Source organism: Caenispirillum bisanense (genome assembly GCF_900230255.1).
GTDB lineage: Bacteria > Pseudomonadota > Alphaproteobacteria > Rhodospirillales > Rhodospirillaceae > Caenispirillum > Caenispirillum bisanense_A.
The window spans coordinates 184740-205608 of sequence record NZ_OCNJ01000008.1 but is presented as its reverse complement, the minus strand read 5'-3'; the positions used below and the strand labels follow the sequence as shown (position 1 = coordinate 205608).

Genomic DNA, 20869 nt, shown 5'->3' with positions numbered 1-20869 from the left:
CTAGAACAGGTGGCCGCTGCGCGTCGCCTTGGCCTGCAGGTAGCGCAGGTTGTGGGGGTTGGACGGGAAGACGTGCGGCACCCGCTCGGTCACCGTGATGCCGTGGCGGGCCAGCTGCTCCACCTTCAGCGGGTTGTTGGTCATCAGCCGCACCGACCCGAAGCCGAGCCGCCGCAGCATCTCCGCCGCCGGGGCATAGATGCGCTCGTCGTCGTCGAAGCCGAGCTGGCGGTTGGCGTCGACCGTGTCATAGCCCTCGTCCTGCAGGGTATAGGCCCGCAGCTTGTTGACGAGGCCGATGCCGCGGCCTTCCTGCGCCAGGTAGAGCAACACGCCCGCGCCGGCCTTGCCGATGGCCTCGATGGCGCCGCGCAGCTGATCGCCGCAGTCGCAGCGCAGGGATCCGAGCAGGTCGCCGGTGAAGCACTCCGAATGCAGGCGGGCCAGCACCGGCTGGCCGGGATCGGGCTCGCCGATGAGGATGGCGAGGTGCTCGGTACCGCCGTCCGCCGGGCGGAAGGCGAGGATGCGGGCATTTTCCGCCCCCTCCAGCGGCACGCGGGCGTCGCCCACCAGGGCAAGGGTGCGCGCCGCCGTCTCCTCGTAGGCGACGACATCGGCGGCGGCGACGCGCGGCAGGTCGTGCCCCGCTGCCCAGGCCGCCGCCTCGGCCTCGCCGACGGCCGGCACCGGCGCGATCACCGCCGCCGGCAGCAGGCGCGCCACCTTCATGAGCTGCACCGCCGCGCCGGCCGGGGTGGCGAGGGCGCGCGGCTCCGCCGTCAGGCCGTGTTCCACCACGCCGGCGCCCGGCTCGGCCAGTGCCCGCAGGGTTTCCGCCGTCAGCGGGTGGTCGGAGGCAATGACCGCCACCTCCGTCTGTTCCGCCGCCAGGTCGAGGAGGCGGGCGCGCCGCGCCGTCACCGCCACCGCCGGCTCGACGCCGGCCAGCAGGCGCACGGCCTGCAGGGCGGTCGGCGTCACCGCCTCGGCGGCGAGCACGAGGCAGGCCGTCTCGCCGTCGTCGCCGGTCACCACCACGAGCCCGCCGCGGCGTACTTCCGCCGACGCCCGGTCCACCGCGGTCAGCGGCGCGGTCAGGGCAGGGGCGGCGGGGGCGGTCGGCAGGGGACGTGGATCGGTCATCGGGGGCGCGTTTCTCCGTGGGCGGGAACAATAGCCGGTCGGGCGGCGAGGCAAAAGGCCGCTTTCGTGCGGGCGATGGGGGCCATGGAACAACCGTGTCGAATTATTGCAAGGGCGGTGCTAGAACAAGGGGACTCGCATACGGACGAATACGATGAGCGCTGGACGACGCCTGCTTCTGGTCGACGACGACGATCTTCTGCGCCGCTCGCTGGTCGAACAACTGGCCGCCCAGGGCGACTTCGCCGAAATCGTCGAGGCCCCCACCGCCGCCGCGGCCCGCCGCGTCGCCGCCGAGGGCCAGCCGTTCGACGTGGTTCTGCTCGACGTCGGACTGCCCGACGCCGACGGCCGCGACGTGTGCCGCGACCTTCGTACGGCCGGCGTGCGCTCTCCGATCATCATGCTGACGGCCGCCGACAGCGACGACGACACCATCACCGGCCTCGAGGCGGGCGCCAACGACTACGTCACCAAGCCGTTCCGCCTGGCCGTGCTGCTCGCCCGCCTGCGCGCCCACATCCGCAGCCACGAGGCGAGCGACGACGCCGTCTTCCAGGTCGGGCCCTACAAGTTCCATCCGGCGACCAAGATGCTGCTGGACGAGGGCAAGGGCCGCAAGATCCGCCTGACGGAGAAGGAAACGGCCATTCTCAAGTACCTCTACCGCGCCGGCGGCGCCGTCGGGCGCGACCAGCTGCTGGGCGAGGTCTGGGGGTACAACGCCGGGGTGACCACCCACACCCTGGAAACCCACGTCTACCGCCTGCGCCAGAAGATCGAGCCCGTCGCCGGGCAGGTGACGCTGCTGCTCACCGCCGACGGCGGCTACCGCCTGGCCGCGACGGGCGACGCGGCGGGCTGAACCCGCGTCGCCGCCCACCCTCTCCCCGTCCCACGATCGAGCCTGCCGCCCGCACGGTTGGACAGGGCCGTATCTCCACGTCAAGATACCCCGGCGGCGCCGAGGGGGCGCAGCGGTCTCGACGCAGATGTTCCGGGAGGGAAACGAACCCATGACCAGCGACCGTCCGGGCGACGCGGTAGACGCCATCCTCGCCCAGTGGGCGCGCGAGCGGCCGGATCTCGACTGTTCGCCCATGGGGCCACTCGGCCGTCTCGGGCGCTGCGCGGTGCTGGTGCGCGAGCGGCTCGATGCCGTGTTCGCCGCCTACGACCTGCAGCGCGGCGAGTTCGACGTGCTGGCGACGCTCCGCCGCGCCGGCCCGCCCCACTGCCTCGCGCCCACCGCCCTGTTTTCGTCGCTGATGGTCACCTCCGGTACCATGACGCACCGGCTCAAGCGCCTGGAGACCCGCGGCTTGGTGGAGCGTGTTGCCGACCCCGCCGACGCCCGCAGCCTGCTGGTGCGCCTGACGCCCGCCGGGCTGACGCTCATCGACGCCGCCGTGACCGACCACGTCGCCAACGAGCACCGCATCCTCGGCGGCCTCGACGCCGACCAGCGGGCGGCCCTGGATGCGGCGCTGGCCGCCCTGCTGCGGACGCTGGAGGCGGCGGCGGCGGACTGACCGCCGGCCGCCGCACCGGCCCTTTCCGCTCCTCCGCCGCCGTGGCATGCTGCTGCCCATGATCCAGCCGCCGCACTACACGGGCGCCCCCCTCGACCGCGCCGACCACCTGCGGGAGGACGCCGCGCGCTTCCTCTCGGGCCCCGACGTCCGCATCCTGCCGTTCTGGCAGGGGCGCCACGCCCTCGATGCCGCCGGCGCGCCGGTGTGGCGGCGGACGCCGCTGGGCGAGGCGGCGGTGTTCCTCGGCCTCGCCGGCGACACGGCGTGGTTCATGGAAGACCTGTCGCACCTCCCCGCCGTCGACGGCGAGGACCGCGACCTCGGCCCCGGCACCGCCGCCGAGGTGCCGGCGGCGGCCCGCTGGATCGACCTGCGCGGCTTCGGCAATACCCAGCCGCGCGACGTCGCCGGCGTGCTCGCCTACGGCCGCGGGCTCATGTTCTGGCACCAGAACCACCGCTTCTGCGGCCGCTGCGGCGCCCCGACCGAGGTGCGCAAGGGCGGCCATCAGCGCCAGTGCACCAATGCCGACTGCGCGGCGCCGCACTTCCCGCGCACCGACCCCGCCGTCATCATGCTGGTGAGCGACGGCGACCGCGTGCTGCTCGGCCGCCAGGCGTGGTGGCCGCCCGGCGCGCTGTCGACGCTCGCCGGCTTCGTCGAGCCGGGCGAGACGCTGGAGGAGGCCGTCGCCCGCGAGGTTCAGGAGGAAGCGGGCGTCGTCGTGCGCGACGTCGTCTATCGCGGCAGCCAGCCGTGGCCCTTCCCGTCGTCGCTCATGCTCGGTTTCTGGGCGACCGCCGAGACCACCGACATCCACATCGACCGCCAGGAGCTGGAAACCGCCTGCTGGGTCCACCGCGACGAGCTGGCCGGCTTCGGCGAATGGGGCGACGGCACCGACCGGCCCAAGCTGCCGCGCGCCGACAGCATCTCGCGCTGGCTGATCGAGACGTGGCGCACCCGCTGAGCCGCTTTTCTGCTATGATCCGAAGGAGGTAGGGGTAACGCGGGGGAGGCCGCCGTGGCCGACGAGAAGTGGTATCAGAACCCGGTCGCCAAGGCCGGCATGGCGGCCATCGTCATCATTCCGGCCATTCTCGGCCTGCTGATGCTGTTCACCGAGAGCGACCTGAAGCGCGCCGGCGCCGAGGCCTTCAACTTCCGCCCCGGCGAGTGGGTGAACCCGGCACCGCAACAGATCAAGGGAACCTGGGCCAAGGACGGGCGTTGCCAGGACGACGACAGCCTGCTCGTCATCTTTTCCGACGGCGGCTACCGCTGGCGCACCTCGCGCACCGACTGGGGGTTCGCCCGCGGCAAGTACCGCTACGACAGCCCGCAGGCCTATCGGGTGTTCTTCCGCCTCCAGCGGCTGGTGCAGACCAGCGAGGACCCCGACCAGGTCATCACCGTCTCCGGCTCCATCCTGAAGAAGTACAATCTGAAGGGTGGCACCAGCGAAACCTACGAGAAGTGCCGTTCCTGAACCTTCTTTTGCGGTCCCTGTTCGGTTTCGTGATCGGCATCCTGCCGATCGCGCTGGTCCTGTCGGTGCTGCTCGCCGCCGTCTCCGCCCTGCCGCTGGTGGTGGTGATCTGGCCGGTGACGCTGTCGGGGATCGCGCTCTACGTGCTGGTCGCCTTCCTGCGCTGGCACGCCCGCAAGCGGCAGCAGCGGCGCCAGCAGCCCTGACCGACGCAAGCCGGCCGGCTCAGGCCGACACCGCTTCCGCCGCCGGTTCGGCCGGGGCCGGGGGTTCCAGCTCGTGCCACAGGGGCTTCTTCAGGCGCTTCTCGACGAAGGCCGCATGGGCCGCCAGTTCTTCGGGCGTCGCCGCGTGGGGGCGTGGCGCGCGGTAGGGCCGGTCGACGACGATGCCGCGGCCGCCGCCGCCCGCATCCCGTCCGCCCGTCGCCAGCGCCAGGCCCGGCTCGCGGCCGCCCACCAGTTCCAGGTACACTTCCGCCAGCAACTGGGCGTCGAGCAGGGCGCCGTGATAGGTGCGCGAGCTGTTGTCGATGCCGAAGCGGCGGCACAGGGCGTCCAGGCTCGCCGGCGCGCCGGGGAACTTGCGGCGGGCCATCTGCACGGTGTCCACCGCCTGCTCGAAGGGCAGGGGCGGGCGGCCGCACATCACCAGCTCGGCATTGATGAACTTCATGTCGAACTGGGCATTGTGGATGATGAGCGGGCTGTCGCCCACGAAGTCCACGAACTCCTGGGCGATGTCGCCGAACAGCGGCTTGTCGGCCAGGAAGTCGTTGGACAGGCCGTGGACGCGGAACGCCTCCTCGGGCATCTCCCGCTGCGGATTGCAGTATTTGTGGAAGTGCGCCCCGGTGGCGACGTGGTTGACCAGCTCGACGCAGCCGATTTCCACCAGCCGGTGGCCTTCCGAGGGCTCGAAGCCCGTGGTTTCCGTATCGAGGACGATCTCGCGCATGGCTCACTCGGGCTTGCGGCGGCGGCCGGGGGAGCGGCGGGGCAGGCGGCCGGCCTGGAGGTCGCGCACGATGCCGGCCAGGGCCCGGCGGGTCAAGGCTTTCCCGAGGCCCGTCGGCACCACCCAGTCCGCCCGCCGGCGCTTTTCCGCATCGGGCATCTGGCGCGCCAGGATAGCCTGGAACTTGGCCTCCGTCATGCCCGGCCGCCGCAGCACGCGCTGGCGCTGCAGGAACAGCGGCGCCGACAGCACGGCGACGGCATGGCAGCGCGCCTCGCCGCCGGTCTCGAACAAGAGCGGCACGTCGAGCGCCACCAGCGGCACGCGGGCGAGGCGGCGGCGCTTCAGGAACTCCACTTCCGCCGCCCGCACCAGCGGATGCACGATGCCCTCCAGCCGGCGGAAGGCGGCCTCGTCCCCGAGCACCGCCTGCGACAGACGAACGCGGTCGACGGCGCCGTCCACCACCACGCCGGGGAAGGCCGCGCCGATGGGCGCCACCGCCGCGCCGCCGCGGGCGAACAGGCGATGCACCGTTGCGTCGGCGTCGTGCACCGGCACCCCCAGCCGCAGCAGCATGCGGTGGGCCGTCGTCTTGCCCATGGCGATGGAGCCGGTGAGCCCCAGCACGATCATGCCGGCGCATCCCCCAGCACGGCGGCGCGCAGGGCGGGCGTCACCTCCGGGCGCACGCCGAACCAGGCCTCGAAGCCCGGCCGGCCCTGGTGCAGCAGCATCCCCAGGCCGTCGACCACCGCGTTGCCGCGCGCCTGTGCCCGCGCCAGCAGATCGGTGACCAGCGGCGCGTAGACGATATCGGTCACCAGCGCCGCCGCGGGCAGGGGGTCGAGCGCCAGATCCAGCGGCGGCGCGCCGGTCATGCCGAGGGTGGTGGTATTGACCAGCAGCCCGGCACCGGCCAGGGCGGCGCGGCGCTCCTCCCACGCCACCACCTCGATGGCGCCGCCGAGGTCGGCGGCCAGCTCCGCCGCGCGGTCGCGGGTGCGGTTGGTGAGGCGCACCTGCGGGCAGCCGGCGTCGAGCAGCGCCGCCACCACCGCCCGCGCCGCACCGCCGGCCCCCAGCACCACCGCCGGCCCCGCCTCGGGCCGCCAGCCGGGGCAGCCGGCGCGCAGGTTCTCGAGGAAGCCGAAGCCGTCGGTGTTGTCGCCCCAGAGGCTGCCGTCGGGCCGGCAGACCAGGGTGTTCACCGCCCCGATGCGGCGGGCGAGCGGGCTGACCTCGTCGCAGGCCGCCAGCGCCGCTTCCTTGTGCGGCACGGTGACGTTGGCGCCGGCGAAACCGAGCTTGGGCAGGGCGCGCACCGCCGCCGCGAAATCCTCCGGCCGCACGGGCAGGGGCACGTAGGCGCCGTCGATGCCGTGTTCGCGCAGCCAGAAGCCGTGCAGCCGCGGCGACCGCGAGTGCGACACCGGCCACCCCATCACCCCGGCCACGCGGGCCTTGCCGGACAGCATCATGGCGTCACCACCCCGTGATTGCGGACGAAATCGAGCAGCGGCAGCAGCGGCATGCCGAGGATGGTGAAATAGTCCCCCTGCACCCGCGCGAACAACTGCGCCCCCAGCCCTTCCAGCTGATAGGCCCCGACCGACTGGGAGACGGCGTCGCCGGCGCGGTCCAGGTACTCGTCGAGGAAGGCTTCGGTGAACGGCCGCATGGTGAGGCGGGCGCGGTCGACGTGGTGCCACAGGCGCTCGCCGTCGCGCACCACCACGGCGCAGGAGATCAGCTCGTGGGTGCGGCCGCGCAGGGCGAGCAACTGGTCGCGGGCGGCGGCGCGGTCGGTGGGCTTGTCGTACCAGGTGCCCTCGCAGGCGAGCATCTGGTCGCAGCCGACCACCAGGGCGCCCACGTGCTTGGGGCTGACGCGCGTCGCCTTCAGCTCCGCCAGGGCCTCGGCGACGTCGCCCGGCGGGGCGCCTTCGGCCCGCATGGCGGCCTTGACCGCATCCTCGTCCACCCGCGGCACGTCGACGGCGAAGGGCACGCCGGCCTGGGACAACAGGGTCTGCCGGGTGCGGCTGCCGGACGCGAGAATCAGCTCGGCCATCGAACCTCCATCACGAAAGAATATCCACGCACCGTCTTTTACCGCCTGGGCGCCGCCGACGCCACCGAGCCCCGCCCCCTTGGTGTCTTGGTGCCTTGGTGGTTCAGACAATCCGCCTCACACCCCGCCCACCTTGGCCAGCCGATTGCGGTGCAGTTGCATGATGGTGGCCGCCGTCTCCTCGATGGAGCGGCGGGTGACGTCGATGACGGGCCAGCCGTGGCGGGTGAACATGCGGCGGGCTTCCTGCACTTCCTCGCGCACCCGTTCCACGTCGGCGTATTCGGCGTTGGCGGCGTCGTTCATCACCCGCAGGCGGGTGCGGCGGATGTCGGCGAGGCTGCGCGGGTCGCGGGTGAGCGCCACCATGAGCGGCCGCTTGCAGGCCAGCACCTCGGGCGGGATGCCGATGCCCGGCACCATGGGCACGTTGGCCGCCTTCAGCCCGCGGTTGGCGAGGTACATGCAGGTGGGGGTCTTGGAGGTGCGCGACACGCCCATGATGATGACGTCCGCCTCCTCCAGCCGCTCCATGCCCTGACCGTCGTCCATTTCGATGGCGTAGTGCATGGCGTCGATGCGGCGGAAGTAGTCGGCGTCGGGCAGGTGCTGGCGGCCGGGCTCGCGGCCCAGCTCCACCTGCAGATAGGCGCCGAGCGTCTGCATCACCGGGTCGAGCACGGGGATGAAGGGCACCTCCGCCTCGCGGCAGCCCTGTTCGAGCAGGCTGCGGATTTCCGGGTCGACCACCGTGCACAGGACCACGCCGGGATGTTCGCGCACGCCCTCCAGCACGCGGACGGCCTGGCCGCGGGTGCGCACCAGCCACCACAGGTGCTGGTCGGGGTGAACGTCGGTCAGCTGCACGAGGCAGGCCCGCGCGATGGCGCTGACGGTCTCGCCGCTGGAATCGGACACGAGGTGCAGATGGAAGCTGCGCACGCGGGGCTCCTTCTTCTCTGGTCGACGGCGACTCGCGGCCTGTGGACAACTGTGGGGAGTCGGGGATAAGCGGCCCTGTTTTCCCAAGGCGCCGAATTTCTCCCACGGTCACCGGGAAACCGCCCGGAGGGAGGTGAGTCTGTGGGCCGCGGCGGCGGACCTTGCGGGAGAGTCGGGGAGAACCGGCCCGGCGGGGCAGGTTATCCACATAATCCCCAGACTTCTCCACCGCCCGGCGACTCGGCGGACTCCCGAGGAGTGTGCCGCGCCCTCCCGCGCCGGTCCACAGTTTCACGTGAAACACCGCCAGCGCGCCGGAGTCGCTGTGGACGGACCTGTGGACGGCGAATCATCCACAGGATTCACAGGCCCTACTACCAACCACAACCCTTTTACCAAAACCCTTCCGTCTGTTATGAGGGTCCGGGGACAAACCAAGCGAGATCGCCATGTCCGCCTCTTCCGAGAAACGGTTCCTGCGTGCCCTGAGGGGCGAGGCGCTGACGCCGCCTCCCTTCTGGCTCATGCGCCAGGCCGGCCGTTACCTGCCCGAGTACCGTGCCACGCGCGCCGAGGCCGGCGACTTCCTGTCGCTGTGCTACACGCCCGACTTCGCCGTCGAGGTGACGCTGCAGCCGCTGCGCCGCTACGGCTTCGACGCCGCCATCCTGTTCTCCGACATCCTGGTGATCCCGGATGCGCTGGGGCAGGGCGTGCGCTTCGTGAAGGGGGAGGGGCCGCAGCTCGACCCCATCCGCTCGGCGGAGGAATTGTCGCGCCTGGACCCCGAGCGCGTCCTTCCCCACCTCGCGCCCGTGTTCGAGACCGTGAAGAGGCTGTCAGGGGAGATCCCGCAGACGACCGCGCTCATCGGGTTCTGCGGCGCACCCTGGACGGTCGCCACCTACATGGTGGAAGGGCACGGCTCCAAGGACTATGCGGCCACCAAGAAGTGGGCCTATGGCGACCCCGAGGGTTTCGACCGTCTCATCGGCCTGCTGGTCGACGTGACCACCGACTACCTGATCGCCCAGGTCGACGCCGGCGCCGAGGCCCTGCAGATCTTCGACAGCTGGGCCGGCGTGCTGCCGGAAGAGGCCTTCACCCGCTGGGTGACCCGCCCCATCGGCGAAATCGTCCGCCGCGTGAAGGCGGCGCGGCCGGGCGTGCCGATCATCGGCTTCCCGCGCGGCGCCGGGCTGCTCTACGAGGGCTTCATCGACGCCACGGGGGTGGATGCCGTGTCGCTGGACACCACCGTGCCGCTGGCGTGGGCCCGCGACCGCCTGCAGAGCCGCTGCTGCGTGCAGGGCAACCTGGACCCCATCCTGGTGGTCACCGGCGGGCAGGCCATGCTGGACGGAATCGACCGCATCCTGGAGATCCTCGGGCGCGGTCCCTTCGTATTCAACCTCGGCCACGGCATCGTTCCGGAAACACCGCCGGAGCATGTGGCCCAGCTCGCCGACCGCATCCGGTCCTTCCAGGGCTGACCCCGTCCGGGGTCGGTCGCCTTCCCGTCGCCGGACCCGTCCCGCATGAAGAAGCTCGCCGTCGTTCTGTTCAACCTGGGCGGACCGGACAGCCCCGAGGCCGTCCGTCCGTTCCTGTTCAACCTGTTCAACGATCCCGCCATCATCGGCGCCCCGACGCCCGTGCGCTGGGCGCTGGCGCAGGTCATCAGCCGCCGCCGGGCGCCGGTGGCGCGGGAGATCTACCAGCACCTGGGCGGCCGCTCGCCCCTGCTGCCGCATACCGAGGATCAGGCGCGGGCGCTGGAAGGCGCCCTGGCGGGGGCCGCCGACGAGGTACGGGTGTTCATCGCCATGCGCTACTGGCACCCCATGACCGACGAGACCGTTGCGGCGGTGAAACAGTTCGGCCCGGACCAGGTGGTGCTGCTGCCGCTCTATCCGCAGTACTCGCGCACCACCTCGGGCAGTTCCATCGGCCAGTGGCGCGCGCGGGCCGCTGCAGCGGGCCTGAGGGCACCCACCACCACTGTCTGCTGCTACCCCACCGACCCGGGCTTCGTGCAAGCCCAGGCGGCCCTGGTGGCCGACGCGCTGGATGCCCTGGAGGCCGAGCGGGGCGACCATCCGCCGCCGCGGGTGCTGTTCTCGGCCCACGGGCTGCCCAAGAAGGTGATCGCCGGCGGCGACCCCTACCAGTGGCAAGTCGAGCAGTCGGCCGCCGCCGTGGCCGCGGCGCTGAACCGGCCGGACCTGGATTGGCGCGTCACCTACCAGAGCCGCGTCGGCCCGCTGGAGTGGATCGGCCCCGCCACCGACAGCGAGATCGAGGCCGCCGGGCGCGAGGGCAAGCCGCTGGTGGTGGTGCCCATCGCCTTCGTGTCGGAACACTCGGAAACGCTGGTGGAGCTCGACATCGAATACGGCGAGCTGGCCCATACGTCCGGCGTGCCGCTTTACCGCCGCGTCTCCACCGTGCTGTCGGCGCCGGTCTTCGTCGACGGGCTCGCCGGACTGGTGCGGCGGGCGGCGGGGGCGGCGGCCGAGACGACCCTCAGCCAGCAGGGCGGGCGGATCTGCCCCGGCACCTGCGGCCAGTGCCCCAACCGAGCCTGAGGAGGCCCCCATGCCGCTCGACTACGGCAGCGTGCTCTACGACGCCATCAAGACGCTGCACGTGCTCAGCATCATCACCTGGATGGCGGCGCTGTTCTACCTGCCGCGGCTGTTCGTCTACCACGCCATGGAGGAAGTGGGCTCGGCCACGTCGGAGCGATTCAAGGTCATGGAGCGCAAGCTGCAGCGCGGCATCATGACGCCGTCCATGATCCTGGTGTTCGTCACCGGCTTCCTGCTGTTCCCGACCTGGATGACCGACGGCTGGATGCACGCCAAGGTCCTCCTGGTGTTCGGCATGGCCGCCATGCACGGCTTCTACGCCCGCTGGCGCCGCGCCTTCGCCGAGGACCGCAATACGCGCGACCACGTGTTCTACCGCTGGATGAACGAGGTGCCGACGGTCCTGCTGCTGGTGATCATTCCGCTGGTGATCTTCAAGCCGTTCTGAGCGGGCAGGGGGTCTTGCCCCGGCGGCGGCGGCCCCCATCTGACTCCGCGCCATGGAACGAGTCGCGGCTTCGCATGTTGTGACCATCGGCGCCGCAAGAAGTGTTGACTTGGACCGTCGATTGCGTATGGTGACCGGAAAGTCGCGGCACCACCCGGTTTTCCGCGCTTTTCCCACCTCGACATCGCGACGATCTCGTCCCGAGATGCGGTTTCCTCCGGCCCTTCCGTCCGATCATTCGTCGGGCTTCCGGCTCGGTGGTCACGCAGACGCACCCTCCGCGACGGTCCTCGACGATCTCCCCCCGGACGCTCCGTCCCCCCTTTACGCCCTGTATCGTTGGACAGAACATGCATCTTCAGGAGCTGAAGCAGAAGTCGCCCGCCGAGCTGCTCGCCTTCGCCGAGGAACTCGAGGTCGAGAACGCGTCGTCCCTGCGCAAGCAGGACATGATGTTCGCCATCCTCAAGCAACTGGCGGACAACGACACGCCCATCTACGGCGACGGCGTGCTGGAGATCCTGCAGGACGGCTTCGGCTTCCTGCGTGCCCCGGAAGCCAACTACCTGCCCGGCCCGGACGACATCTACGTCAGCCCGAGCCAGGTGCGGCGCTTCGGCCTGCGCACCGGCGACACGGTGGAAGGCCAGATCCGGGCGCCCAAGGACGGCGAGCGCTACTTCGCGCTTCTGAAGGTCAGCACCATCAATTTCGAAGACCCGGAGGCGGTGCGCCACCGGATCAACTTCGACAACTTGACGCCGCTCTATCCCAACGAAAAGCTGACGCTCGAGATCGACGACCCGACGCGCAAGGACTACACCTGCCGCGTCATCGACCTCGTCGCCCCGCTGGGCAAGGGCCAGCGCGCCCTGCTGGTGGCGCCGCCGCGCACGGGTAAGACCGTGATGCTGCAGAACCTGGCCCACGCCATCGCCACCAACCACCCCGAGGTCTACCTCATCGTGCTGCTCATCGACGAGCGGCCGGAGGAAGTGACCGACATGGCGCGCAGCGTGAAGGGCGAGGTGGTCTCCTCCACCTTCGACGAACCGGCCGTCCGCCACGTCCAGGTGACGGAGATGGTGCTGGAGAAGGCCAAGCGCCTGGTGGAGCACAAGCGCGACGTCGTCATCCTGCTCGACTCCATCACCCGTCTGGCGCGCGCCTACAACACCGTGGTGCCGTCCTCGGGCAAGGTGCTGACCGGCGGTGTGGACGCCAACGCCCTGCAGCGCCCCAAGCGCTTCTTCGGCGCGGCCCGCAACATCGAGGAAGGCGGCTCGCTGACCATCATCGGCACGGCCCTCATCGAGACCGGCAGCCGCATGGACGAAGTGATCTTCGAAGAGTTCAAGGGCACCGGCAACTCGGAAATCGTCATGGACCGGAAGCTGTCGGACAAGCGCATCTTCCCGGCCATCAACATCACGTCCTCGGGCACCCGCAAGGAAGAACTGCTGGTCGACCGTGGGACGCTCTCGAAGATGTGGGTCCTGCGCCGCATCCTGTCGCCCATGGGCACCCAGGACGCCATGGAATTCCTGGTCTCCAAGATCAAGGAAACCAAGAACAACGGCGACTTCTTCGACAGCATGAACACCTGATCGCTGTCGGGTCCGGACAGACAGAAGCCCGCGGCTCGGGGAGTCGCGGGCTTTTTGTTTTGATTAACCACCAAGACACGAAGACACCAAGGAGGTCGTGCAGGCTGCACTGACCACCCGGCTACATGAGAAATCAGAGTCTTCGGATGCAAGGTCCACCGCTTCAGCCGGCACCACACCCTTGGTGTCTTTGTGTCTTGGTGGTTAAAAAAATGGCGCCGGAGCCTCGCGACTCCGGCGCCCGTGTTTCACGTGAAACAGTGGATCAGGGCTTCAGCACCGTCGAGCCCACGATCTTGCGGGCCTCCAGGTCCTTGTGCGCCTGCACCGCGTCGGCGAGCGGATACTCCACCGCCTGGCCCATCTGCACGGCGCCGGAGCCGATGGCCTGGAACACGCCGGTCGCCGTTTCCACCAGATCGGCGCGGGTGCTGGTGTAACTGGCGAGCGTCGGGCGGGTGAGGAAGAGGGAGCCCTTGGCGGCCAGGATGCCCGGCGCGAACGGGTCGACGTTACCCGACGCATTGCCGAAGCTGACCATCAGCCCGCGCAGGCCTAGGCAGTCCAGCGAACCCTCCCACGTCGCCTTGCCGACGCCGTCGTAGACCACCGGCACGCCCTTGCCGTCGGTGATCTCCTTGACGCGGGTGACGAAGTTCTCGGTCGAGTAGTTGATGACATGGTCGGCGCCGAGCTTGCGGGCGACCTCCGCCTTCTCGTCGCTGCCGACGGTGCCGATGACCACGGCGCCCAGGTGCTTCAGCCACTGCACGGCGATCTGGCCGAGGCCGCCGGCGGCGGCGTGGAACAGCACCACGTCGCCCTTCTTCACCGGGTAGGTGCGGTGGAGCAGGTACTGCACGGTCATGGCGCGCAGCATGTGGCCGCCGATCTGATCGTCGCGGATGTCTTCCGGCAGGCGGATCAGCTTCTCGGCGGTGATGAGGCGGGCGCTGGCGTAGCCGCCGATAGGGCCGGTGGCGTAGCAGACGCGGTCGCCTTCCTCCAGCTCCGTCACGCCCGGGCCGCGCGCTTCCACCACGCCCAGACCCTCGAGCCCCAGACCCGACGGCAGCGCCACCGGATAGAGGCCGCTGCGGTGATAGGTGTCGATGTAGTTCACGCCGCAATGGGTCTGGCGGATACGAACCTCGCCCGGACCGGGCTCGCCGACGTCCACCTGCTCGACGCGCATGACGTCGGGGCCGCCGTTTTCATGAATGCGAATGACGGTCGCCACTGTGTTTCCTCCGTTATGGATCTTGGGGCAATGGAACAGGATCAGACGAGGGTGGGCAGGGTGGCACCTTCCAGCGCCAGCAGGCGCTTTTTGGTGTCGGTGCCCTCCCACCCCGAATAGCCACCGAGGCGGCCGCTGGCGGCGACGACCCGGTGGCAGGGAATGAGGATCGGCAGCGGGTTGCGCCCGCAGGCCGTACCGACCGCACGGGCCGAGGAGCCCAGCTCCGTCGCCAGGTCGCCGTAGGTGCGCACCTGACCGGCGGGGATGGCCCGCATGGCGGCCCACACCTTGTTCTGGAAGGCGGTGCCGCCGGCGGGGTCGAGCGGCAGGTCGAAGTCGCGACGGTCGCCGGCGAAGTAGTCCTCCAGCTGGCGGCGGGCTTCCACCAGCACCGGCGTTTCCTCCTGGTCCTCCACCCAGCCCCATTCCACGGCGACGATGTGGCCGTCGTGCTCGAACAGGGTCAGGTCGCCGACGGGCGAGTGGACGGAGATCTGGGGCATGGCGCGGCGGCTCCGGCGCTGGAGAGGAAGGGACCCCTGACGTTAGCGCGCCGTCAGTTGGGTGCGCAATTCCTCCGGATCGGTCACCGGCGCCGAACACACCGGGCCGCGGCAAATGTAGGCGGCGGGGACGCCGTTCACCGGCCCCTTGCCGCGCGCCGGGTGCCCTTCCGGCAGCTCCTGCCCGGGGCGCACCTGGCTCAGCACCAGGCCGACCACCGGCGACTCCGCCACGGCGCGCACCAGCGGCCGCGCCGTGGTCGCATCGCCGGCCACCACCACCTGCACCGCCGACTCCAGCAGCTCGAACCCGCCGAGCAGGGTGGCGGAGTGGGGGTAGACGTTCAGCGCCATCGGCTCGAACGTCCGGATCAGGCTTTCCGCCTTGGTCCGGTGGGCGTCGTCGCCGGTCAGGTGCCACAGGGTGGCGAGGCTGACCGCCATCAGCCCGTTGCCGGCGGGCGTGGCGTTGTCCTGCGCCGTCTTGGTGCGCAGGATCAGGTCGGTGGCGTCGGCCGCCGTCAGGAAGTAGCCGCCGGCCGGGTCGGCGTAGTCGGCATCCAGCACCGCGAGCCACGCCAGCGCATGGTCGAGAAACTGCGGTTCCGCCGTCACCTGGTGCAGGGTGAGGGCGGCGCGCATCATGGCGGCGTAGTCGTCCAGCATGGCGACCGGCTGCAGCTTGCCACGGCGGAAGCTGTGGCCGAGGCGGCCACCGTCGCGGGTCATGGTGGCGCGGACGGCATCGTAGGCGCTGCGGGCGAGGTCCACCCAGTCCAGCCGGTCGAACACCCAGCCGGCGCGGGCGAGGCCGTGGATCATCAGGCCGTTCCAGTCGGCCAGTACCTTGTCGTCACGCCCCGGCGCCACCCGCCGGTCGCGGGCGCGCAGCAGCAGCGCGCGGGCGCGGGCGAGCTTGCGCTCCGTCTCCGGGTAGTCCTCGACCGCCAAGGCGTTGCGGTGGAGGATGGTCTTGCCCTCCCAGTTGCCGCCCGGCTTGACGTCGTAGACGGCCTTGAACAGCCGGGCGAGATCGGTGTCGTCGGCCAACAGGGCGTCGATCTCGTCTTCCGTCCAGACGTAGTAGCGGCCTTCCTCGCCTTCGCTGTCGGCGTCGAGGGTGGCGGCGAAGGCGCCCGTTTCGGCGATCATTTCGCGCTCCAGCCATTCCACCGTCTCCTCGATGCGGGCGGCGAGCAGGGGGCTGCGCGTCTCCTGCCACACGCTGGTCATGAGGTCGATCAGCTGGGCGTTGTCGTAGAGCATCTTCTCGAAGTGGGGCACCAGCCACTCGGCGTCGGTGGAGTAGCGGGCGAAGCCGCCGCCCAGGTGATCGTAGATGCCGCCCTGGCACATGCGGTCGAGCGTCAGCCGCACGCCGTCGCGCATGTCCTGGCGGCCGGTGCGGCGCCAGGCGCGCCACAGGGCATCGAAGGCGAAGACCACCGGGAACTTGGGCGCGCCGCGCAGGCCGCCCCACTCGGGATCGACGTAGCCGGCCAGCGATCCGGCGGCGGCGTCGACCAGGGGGAGGGAAAGGCTCTGCGGCGTGTCGCTCGATTGCGGCAGGTGCATGTTCTTGCGCAGCGCATCCACCAGCAGGCCGGTGTTATGCTGCACCTTGTCGGGCGCGGTGCGGTAGGTTTCGGAAATCTGGCGCAGCACGCTGACGAAATCGGGCCGGCCCCAGCGGGCGGTATTTGGAAAATAGGTGCCGCCCCAGAAGGGCTCGCCCTCGGGTGTCAGGAACATGGTCAGCGGCCAGCCGCCGTGCTGGCCCATGAGCTGCAGCGCGGCCTGATAGATGGCGTCGACGTCGGGGCGTTCCTCGCGGTCCACCTTGATGGTGACGAAGAGGTCGTTCATGACCGCCGCGGTGTCGGCGTCCTCGAAGCTCTCGTGCGCCATCACATGGCACCAGTGGCAGGCGGCATAGCCGACCGACAGCAGCACCGGCTTGCCCGCCGCCCGCGCCTCGGCCAGCGCCTCCGGCCCCCAGGGGCGCCAGTGCACCGGATTGTCGGCGTGCTGGAGCAGATAGGGGCTTGTCTCGTGGCGGAGCAGGTTCACGGCGCGGTCCTCCCGGGGGAAAAGGGTCGGCGAGTCAAGCGATTCCAGGCGGGAAACGTTGCGCCGCCGGGGCCGGTGCCTTACTTTGTGTTGCCATGCCGCCGATGCAACCGGACGCGGGAAGGGGACCCCCATGAAGATCACCGTCGACGTCGACTGCACGCCCGAAGAGGCGCGCACCTTCCTCGGCCTGCCCGACGTGAAGCCCATGCAGGACGCCATGCTGCAGGAAATCCAGAGCCGCATGATGCAGAACCTGCAGGCCATGGAGCCGGAAGCCCTGTACCGCACCTGGCTGCCGGCCAGCGTGCAGGGGTTCGAGCAGATGCAGAAATTCTTCTGGTCGCAGCTCAACCGCTCCGCCGGCGGCGGCTCGACCTCCGACAAGTAGGGAGCCCACCTTGTCCGCCGACCCCGCGCCGTACTACCGCGCCCACGTCTTCGCCTGCACCAACGTCCGCCCGGAAGGGCACCCGCGCGGCTCCTGCGCCCGCTTCGGCGCCGAGAAGCTGCGCAACTACATGAAGGCGCGCGCCAAGGAACTGAAGATCGACGGCGTGCGCGTCAACAATTCCGGCTGCCTCGACCGCTGCGAACTGGGCCCGGTGATCGTCGTCTACCCCGAGGGCGTGTGGTACGCGGTGCGCAACGCCGACGACATCGACGAGATCCTGCAGACCCACCTCATCGACGGCGGTCGCGTCGCGCGCCTGATGCTGAGCCCGGAGGAGACGGAGCGGGCGCAGGTCGCGGAACGGGTCGGTGAGGCGGCGGAGTAGCGTCTGCTTCGTGAGCCACCCCTAAACCTGTTGAACCACCAAGACACGAAGACACCAAGAGATCGTGCCGACTGTCAGGTCGACGCTCGGCGCTGCCAGCGAGCATGTTGCTGCTGAAGTAGGCGAACCAGATCAGCCCCTGAAGTACCGTCGCCAACGCTTGCCCCCACCGCCTTGGTGTCTTTGTGTCTTGGTGGTTTAAAAAAATGAAGCCGAACCCCATGCACCCCGATACCATCTTCGCCCCCGCCACGGCACCCGGCCGCGCCGGCGTCGCCATCGTCCGCATCTCCGGCCCGGCCGCCGACGCGGCGCTGTCGGCGCTGACGGCGGGTGCGCCCTTGGCGGCGCCGCGCCGGGCCGCACGGGTGAAGGTGGTGGATGCCGACGGGGAGCCGGTGGACGACGGCCTGGCGCTGCGCTTCCCGGCACCGGCCAGTTTCACCGGCGAGGACGTGGTGGAACTGCACCTGCACGGCAGCCGCGCCGTGCTCGAGGCGGTCATGGGGTTGCTGGCGGCGCAGGAGGGCCTGCGGGTCGCCGAACCGGGCGAGTTCACCCGCCGCGCCTTCGAGAACGGCAAGATGGACCTCACCCAGGCCGAGGCGCTCGCCGACCTCATCGACGCCGAAACGGCGGCGCAGCGGCGCCAAGCCCTGCGGCAGATGGACGGCGCGCTCGCCCGCCTCATCGAGGATTGGCGCACCCGCCTGGTGAAGGCGCTCGGCCACTTCGAGGCCTTCATCGACTTCCCCGACGAAGACCTGCCGCCGGAAGCGCAGGCCGCCATCTGGGGCGCCGTCGAGGCCCTGATCGCCGAGATGACCGCCCACCTCAACGACGGTCGCCGCGGCGAGCGGCTGCGCGACGGCTTCCACATCGCCATCATCGGCCCGCCCAACGCCGGCAAGTCGAGCCTGTTGAACGCGCTGGCGCGGCGGGAGGCGGCCATCGTCTCCGACATCGCCGGCACGACCCGCGACGTGGTCGACGTTCACCTGGACCTGGGCGGCTATGCCGTGGTGCTGGCCGATACGGCGGGCCTGCGCGAGGCGGCCGAGGCCATCGAGTCCGAGGGCATCCGGCGGGCGCGGGCGCGGGCGGAACAGGCCGACCTGCGGCTGGCGGTGTTCGACGGCGCGGCCTGGCCGGATCTCGATGCCCATACGCTGTCGCTGGTTGACGACTCGGCCCTGGTGGTGGTCAACAAGGCGGATCTGGCCGCCGTGCCCGAGGCCCCGACGGTGGCTGGGCGGCCGGCGCTGGGTCTGTCGGTGAAGACGGGGCAGGGCATGGACCGCCTGCTCGCGCGTTTGACGGAAGAGGTCGGCGCCCGCCTCGCCGGCGGCACCGGCGCACCCGCCCTGACGCGGGAACGGCACCGGCGGGCGCTGGCCGAGTGTGTCGAGGCCCTGACGCAAGCGCGGGCCGCGGCCCTGCCGGAACTGGCGGGCGAGGACCTGCGCATGGCGGCGCGGGCGCTCGGCCGCATCACCGGCCGCGTCGAGGTGGACGAGCTGCTCGACGTCATTTTTCGCGACTTTTGCATCGGTAAATGAGCATGACGGAACGGTACGACGTGATCGTGGTGGGCGGCGGACACGCCGGCACCGAAGCCGCGGCGGCGGCCGCCCGCACGGGGGCGGCGACGCTGCTGCTCACCCACAAGGTGGAAACCATCGGCGAGATGTCGTGCAACCCTGCCATCGGTGGCCTCGCCAAGGGCCACCTGGTGCGCGAGGTCGATGCGCTGGACGGCATCATGGCGCGCGCCATCGACCGTGGCGGCATCCAGTTCCGCATGCTGAACCAGAGCAAGGGCCCCGCCGTCCGCGGTCCGCGCGCCCAGGCCGACCGCAAGCTCTACCGCGAGGCGGTGCAGGCGCTGCTGGCCGAGACGGCCAACCTCACCATCCAGGCCGCCGCCGTCGAGGACCTGGAGCTGGACGGGCAGGGGCGGGTGACCGCCGTGCTGACGGGCGACGGCCGGCGCATTGCCTGCGGTGCCGTCGTCCTGACCACGGGCACCTTCCTGCGCGGCATGATCCATTGCGGCGAGGTGCAGATCCCCGCCGGCCGGGTGGGGGAGGCGCCGGCGCTCGGCCTGTCGGAGACGCTGGGCCGCGTCGGCCTGGCGCTGGGGCGGCTGAAGACGGGCACGCCGGCGCGACTCGACGGCCGCACCATCGACTGGGCGGCGCTCGACAGCCAGCCCGGGGACGAACCGCCGCAGCCGTTCTCCTACCTCACCACCGCCATCACCCAGCCGCAGGTGGCCTGCGGCATCACCTGGACGTCGCCCGAGGTGCACGCCATCATCCGCGGCAACCTGCACCGGGCGCCCATGTATTCGGGCCAGATCCAGAGCATCGGGCCGCGCTATTGCCCGTCCATCGAGGACAAGGTGGTGCGCTTCGCCGACCGCGACCGCCACCAGATCTTCCTGGAGCCCGAAGGCTACGACGACCCGACGGTCTATCCCAACGGCATCTCCACCAGCCTGCCGGAAGAGGTGCAGCGGGATATGATCGCCCTCATCCCCGGCCTGGAGAAGGCGGTGATGGTGCGGCCGGGCTATGCCATCGAATACGACTTCGTCGACCCGCGCGAACTACGCCCGAGTCTGGAGGTCCGCAAGGTGCCGGGCCTGTTCTTGGCGGGTCAGATCAACGGCACCACCGGTTATGAGGAGGCGGCGGGGCAGGGGTTGGTCGCCGGCCTCAATGCGGCACGCCTTGCCGGTGGCGGTGATCCATGGACGCCGGACCGCGCCGATGGCTACCTGGGGGTCATGATCGACGACCTGGTCACGCTCGGCACCCAGGAGCCCTATCGCATGTTCACCAGCCGGGCGGAATACCGCCTGCTGCTGCGGGCTGATAATGCCGATTTGCGCCTGACGCAAAAGGGCATGGACCTGGGAGTGGTGGGGCCGCAGCGGGCACGCGCCTTCACCGAGAAGGCGGCGCTGCTGGAGGAGGGCAGGGCGCGCCTGCGCAGCCTCGCCATGACGCCGCGCGAGATCACCGACCGCGGCATCAAGGTGAACCAGGACGGCGTCCGTCGATCCGCCATGGACCTGCTCGGCTATCCCAACGTGGATATGGCACGGCTGCGCGACCTGTGGCCGGAACTGGGCGATCTGCGCCCCGACGTGGCGGAACAGCTGGAAATCGAAGGCCACTACGCCGGCTATCTGGCGCGGCAGGAGGCCGACATTCGCGCCTTCCGCCGCGACGAGGCGCTGGTGCTTCCCGATGACCTGGACTACGCCAGCGTCGGCAGCCTGTCGGCCGAAGTGCGGTTGAAGCTGGAGCAGGCGCGGCCGGCGACGCTCGGCGCAGCGGCGCGCATCCCCGGCGTCACCCCGGCGGCGATCACGGCCCTGCTCGGTCACGTCAAGCGCGCGCGACGCGAGGAGACGGTGGCGCAGGCCGTCTGAGGGGGGTATAAGGGGCTCCCGCTGTTTCACGTGAAACACAGGA

22 protein-coding genes are annotated in these 20869 nt (G+C 70.5%); 13 read left to right on the top strand and 9 right to left on the bottom strand.

What is annotated here, in order from left to right:
• Positions 1-1146, bottom strand: a complete 1146-nt coding sequence (gene ribA / locus CRP50_RS17965) for a GTP cyclohydrolase II (RefSeq protein WP_097280565.1) — start codon at positions 1144-1146, stop codon at positions 1-3.
• Between the two features lie 154 nt (positions 1147-1300).
• Between ribA and CRP50_RS17960 the strand changes: the two genes are divergently transcribed.
• The 5 genes from CRP50_RS17960 to CRP50_RS17940 all read left to right on the top strand — a co-directional run bounded on the left by CRP50_RS17960 (position 1301) and on the right by CRP50_RS17940 (position 4376).
• Positions 1301-2011, top strand: a complete 711-nt coding sequence (locus tag CRP50_RS17960) for a response regulator transcription factor (protein ID WP_097280564.1) — start codon at positions 1301-1303, stop codon at positions 2009-2011.
• 151 nt (positions 2012-2162) lie between these two features.
• A complete protein-coding gene (locus CRP50_RS17955; protein WP_097280563.1) occupies positions 2163-2678 on the top strand; it encodes a MarR family winged helix-turn-helix transcriptional regulator in 516 nt (171 codons plus the stop codon).
• A gap of 58 nt (positions 2679-2736) precedes the next feature.
• The gene (gene nudC, locus CRP50_RS17950; protein WP_097280665.1) at positions 2737-3651 is read left to right on the top strand and encodes an NAD(+) diphosphatase; all 915 of its coding nucleotides are present in this window, start codon (positions 2737-2739) and stop codon (positions 3649-3651) included.
• Positions 3652-3705: 54 nt separating this feature from the next.
• Positions 3706-4170 (top strand): hypothetical protein, encoded by a 465-nt coding sequence (locus tag CRP50_RS17945; RefSeq protein ID WP_097280562.1) that lies wholly within the window; start codon positions 3706-3708, stop codon positions 4168-4170.
• Positions 4158-4376 (top strand): hypothetical protein, encoded by a 219-nt coding sequence (locus tag CRP50_RS17940; RefSeq protein WP_097280561.1) that lies wholly within the window; start codon positions 4158-4160, stop codon positions 4374-4376. Before CRP50_RS17945 ends, CRP50_RS17940 begins: the two co-directional genes overlap by 13 nt.
• A 19-nt stretch (positions 4377-4395) precedes the next feature.
• Here the strand turns inward: CRP50_RS17940 and dnaQ are convergent, their stop codons facing one another.
• The 5 genes from dnaQ to CRP50_RS17915 all read right to left on the bottom strand — a co-directional run bounded on the left by dnaQ (position 4396) and on the right by CRP50_RS17915 (position 8143).
• Positions 4396-5127 (bottom strand): DNA polymerase III subunit epsilon, encoded by a 732-nt coding sequence (gene dnaQ / locus CRP50_RS17935; protein ID WP_097280560.1) that lies wholly within the window; start codon positions 5125-5127, stop codon positions 4396-4398.
• Positions 5128-5130: 3 nt separating this feature from the next.
• Positions 5131-5763, bottom strand: a complete 633-nt coding sequence (coaE, locus tag CRP50_RS17930) for a dephospho-CoA kinase (RefSeq protein WP_097280559.1) — start codon at positions 5761-5763, stop codon at positions 5131-5133.
• Complete coding sequence (locus CRP50_RS17925) at positions 5760-6605, bottom strand: shikimate dehydrogenase (protein ID WP_176525254.1); 846 nt, start codon at positions 6603-6605, stop codon at positions 5760-5762. The genes coaE and CRP50_RS17925 overlap by 4 nt, the downstream gene beginning before the upstream one ends.
• Positions 6605-7201: a Maf family protein gene (locus CRP50_RS17920; RefSeq protein WP_097280557.1), complete on the bottom strand. Its 597-nt coding sequence runs from the start codon at positions 7199-7201 to the stop codon at positions 6605-6607. Before CRP50_RS17920 ends, CRP50_RS17925 begins: the two co-directional genes overlap by 1 nt.
• A 117-nt stretch (positions 7202-7318) precedes the next feature.
• Positions 7319-8143, bottom strand: a complete 825-nt coding sequence (locus tag CRP50_RS17915) for a pyruvate, water dikinase regulatory protein (protein WP_097280556.1) — start codon at positions 8141-8143, stop codon at positions 7319-7321.
• Positions 8144-8586: 443 nt separating this feature from the next.
• Between CRP50_RS17915 and hemE the strand changes: the two genes are divergently transcribed.
• From hemE to rho, 4 genes are all read left to right on the top strand, one after another.
• A complete protein-coding gene (gene hemE / locus CRP50_RS17910; RefSeq protein ID WP_176525253.1) occupies positions 8587-9636 on the top strand; it encodes a uroporphyrinogen decarboxylase in 1050 nt (349 codons plus the stop codon).
• 45 nt (positions 9637-9681) lie between these two features.
• A complete protein-coding gene (gene hemH / locus CRP50_RS17905; RefSeq protein ID WP_097280554.1) occupies positions 9682-10731 on the top strand; it encodes a ferrochelatase in 1050 nt (349 codons plus the stop codon).
• A 10-nt stretch (positions 10732-10741) separates the two neighbouring features.
• Positions 10742-11182, top strand: a complete 441-nt coding sequence (locus CRP50_RS17900; RefSeq protein ID WP_097280553.1) for a CopD family protein — start codon at positions 10742-10744, stop codon at positions 11180-11182.
• A gap of 350 nt (positions 11183-11532) precedes the next feature.
• Positions 11533-12789, top strand: coding sequence for a transcription termination factor Rho (rho, locus tag CRP50_RS17895; RefSeq protein WP_097280552.1), 1257 nt, complete (start codon positions 11533-11535; stop codon positions 12787-12789).
• Positions 12790-13054: 265 nt separating this feature from the next.
• Here rho and CRP50_RS17890 read toward each other — a convergent pair whose 3' ends face one another.
• The 3 genes from CRP50_RS17890 to CRP50_RS17880 are packed head-to-tail and all read right to left on the bottom strand — an operon-like array spanning position 13055 to position 16605.
• Positions 13055-14029 (bottom strand): quinone oxidoreductase family protein, encoded by a 975-nt coding sequence (locus tag CRP50_RS17890; protein WP_097280551.1) that lies wholly within the window; start codon positions 14027-14029, stop codon positions 13055-13057.
• A 41-nt stretch (positions 14030-14070) separates the two neighbouring features.
• Positions 14071-14535: a methylated-DNA--[protein]-cysteine S-methyltransferase gene (locus CRP50_RS17885; RefSeq protein ID WP_097280550.1), complete on the bottom strand. Its 465-nt coding sequence runs from the start codon at positions 14533-14535 to the stop codon at positions 14071-14073.
• Positions 14536-14577: 42 nt separating this feature from the next.
• Complete coding sequence (locus CRP50_RS17880; RefSeq protein WP_245913518.1) at positions 14578-16605, bottom strand: thioredoxin domain-containing protein; 2028 nt, start codon at positions 16603-16605, stop codon at positions 14578-14580.
• Positions 16606-16738: 133 nt separating this feature from the next.
• Between CRP50_RS17880 and CRP50_RS17875 the strand changes: the two genes are divergently transcribed.
• The 4 genes from CRP50_RS17875 (at position 16739) to mnmG (ending at position 20826) form a co-directional block, all read left to right on the top strand.
• Complete coding sequence (locus CRP50_RS17875; protein ID WP_097280548.1) at positions 16739-16996, top strand: DUF6489 family protein; 258 nt, start codon at positions 16739-16741, stop codon at positions 16994-16996.
• Between the two features lie 10 nt (positions 16997-17006).
• Complete coding sequence (locus tag CRP50_RS17870) at positions 17007-17384, top strand: (2Fe-2S) ferredoxin domain-containing protein (RefSeq protein WP_097280547.1); 378 nt, start codon at positions 17007-17009, stop codon at positions 17382-17384.
• Positions 17385-17605: 221 nt separating this feature from the next.
• A complete protein-coding gene (mnmE, locus tag CRP50_RS17865; protein WP_097280546.1) occupies positions 17606-18943 on the top strand; it encodes a tRNA uridine-5-carboxymethylaminomethyl(34) synthesis GTPase MnmE in 1338 nt (445 codons plus the stop codon).
• Positions 18944-18945: 2 nt separating this feature from the next.
• Entirely contained in the window at positions 18946-20826 is a 1881-nt protein-coding gene (gene mnmG / locus CRP50_RS17860) for a tRNA uridine-5-carboxymethylaminomethyl(34) synthesis enzyme MnmG (RefSeq protein ID WP_097280545.1), read from the top strand.
• Positions 20827-20869 lie beyond the last annotated feature (43 nt).

What these genes read in the sequence shown, in the direction of transcription:
- rho (WP_097280552.1), top strand. Translation starts at nt 11,533, where the DNA reads ATGCATCTTCAGGAGCTGAAGCAGAAGTCGCCCGCCGAGCTGCTCGCC.
- CRP50_RS17955 (WP_097280563.1), top strand. Translation starts at nt 2,163, where the DNA reads ATGACCAGCGACCGTCCGGGCGACGCGGTAGACGCCATCCTCGCCCAG.
- CRP50_RS17875 (WP_097280548.1), top strand. Translation starts at nt 16,739, where the DNA reads ATGAAGATCACCGTCGACGTCGACTGCACGCCCGAAGAGGCGCGCACC.
- CRP50_RS17960 (WP_097280564.1), top strand. Translation starts at nt 1,301, where the DNA reads ATGAGCGCTGGACGACGCCTGCTTCTGGTCGACGACGACGATCTTCTG.
- CRP50_RS17885 (WP_097280550.1), bottom strand. Translation starts at nt 14,535, where the DNA reads ATGCCCCAGATCTCCGTCCACTCGCCCGTCGGCGACCTGACCCTGTTC.
- dnaQ (WP_097280560.1), bottom strand. Translation starts at nt 5,127, where the DNA reads ATGCGCGAGATCGTCCTCGATACGGAAACCACGGGCTTCGAGCCCTCG.
- ribA (WP_097280565.1), bottom strand. Translation starts at nt 1,146, where the DNA reads ATGACCGATCCACGTCCCCTGCCGACCGCCCCCGCCGCCCCTGCCCTG.
- CRP50_RS17920 (WP_097280557.1), bottom strand. Translation starts at nt 7,201, where the DNA reads ATGGCCGAGCTGATTCTCGCGTCCGGCAGCCGCACCCGGCAGACCCTG.
- mnmE (WP_097280546.1), top strand. Translation starts at nt 17,606, where the DNA reads ATGCACCCCGATACCATCTTCGCCCCCGCCACGGCACCCGGCCGCGCC.
- CRP50_RS17925 (WP_176525254.1), bottom strand. Translation starts at nt 6,605, where the DNA reads ATGCTGTCCGGCAAGGCCCGCGTGGCCGGGGTGATGGGGTGGCCGGTG.
- nudC (WP_097280665.1), top strand. Translation starts at nt 2,737, where the DNA reads ATGATCCAGCCGCCGCACTACACGGGCGCCCCCCTCGACCGCGCCGAC.
- CRP50_RS17900 (WP_097280553.1), top strand. Translation starts at nt 10,742, where the DNA reads ATGCCGCTCGACTACGGCAGCGTGCTCTACGACGCCATCAAGACGCTG.
- hemH (WP_097280554.1), top strand. Translation starts at nt 9,682, where the DNA reads ATGAAGAAGCTCGCCGTCGTTCTGTTCAACCTGGGCGGACCGGACAGC.
- mnmG (WP_097280545.1), top strand. Translation starts at nt 18,946, where the DNA reads ATGACGGAACGGTACGACGTGATCGTGGTGGGCGGCGGACACGCCGGC.
- coaE (WP_097280559.1), bottom strand. Translation starts at nt 5,763, where the DNA reads ATGATCGTGCTGGGGCTCACCGGCTCCATCGCCATGGGCAAGACGACG.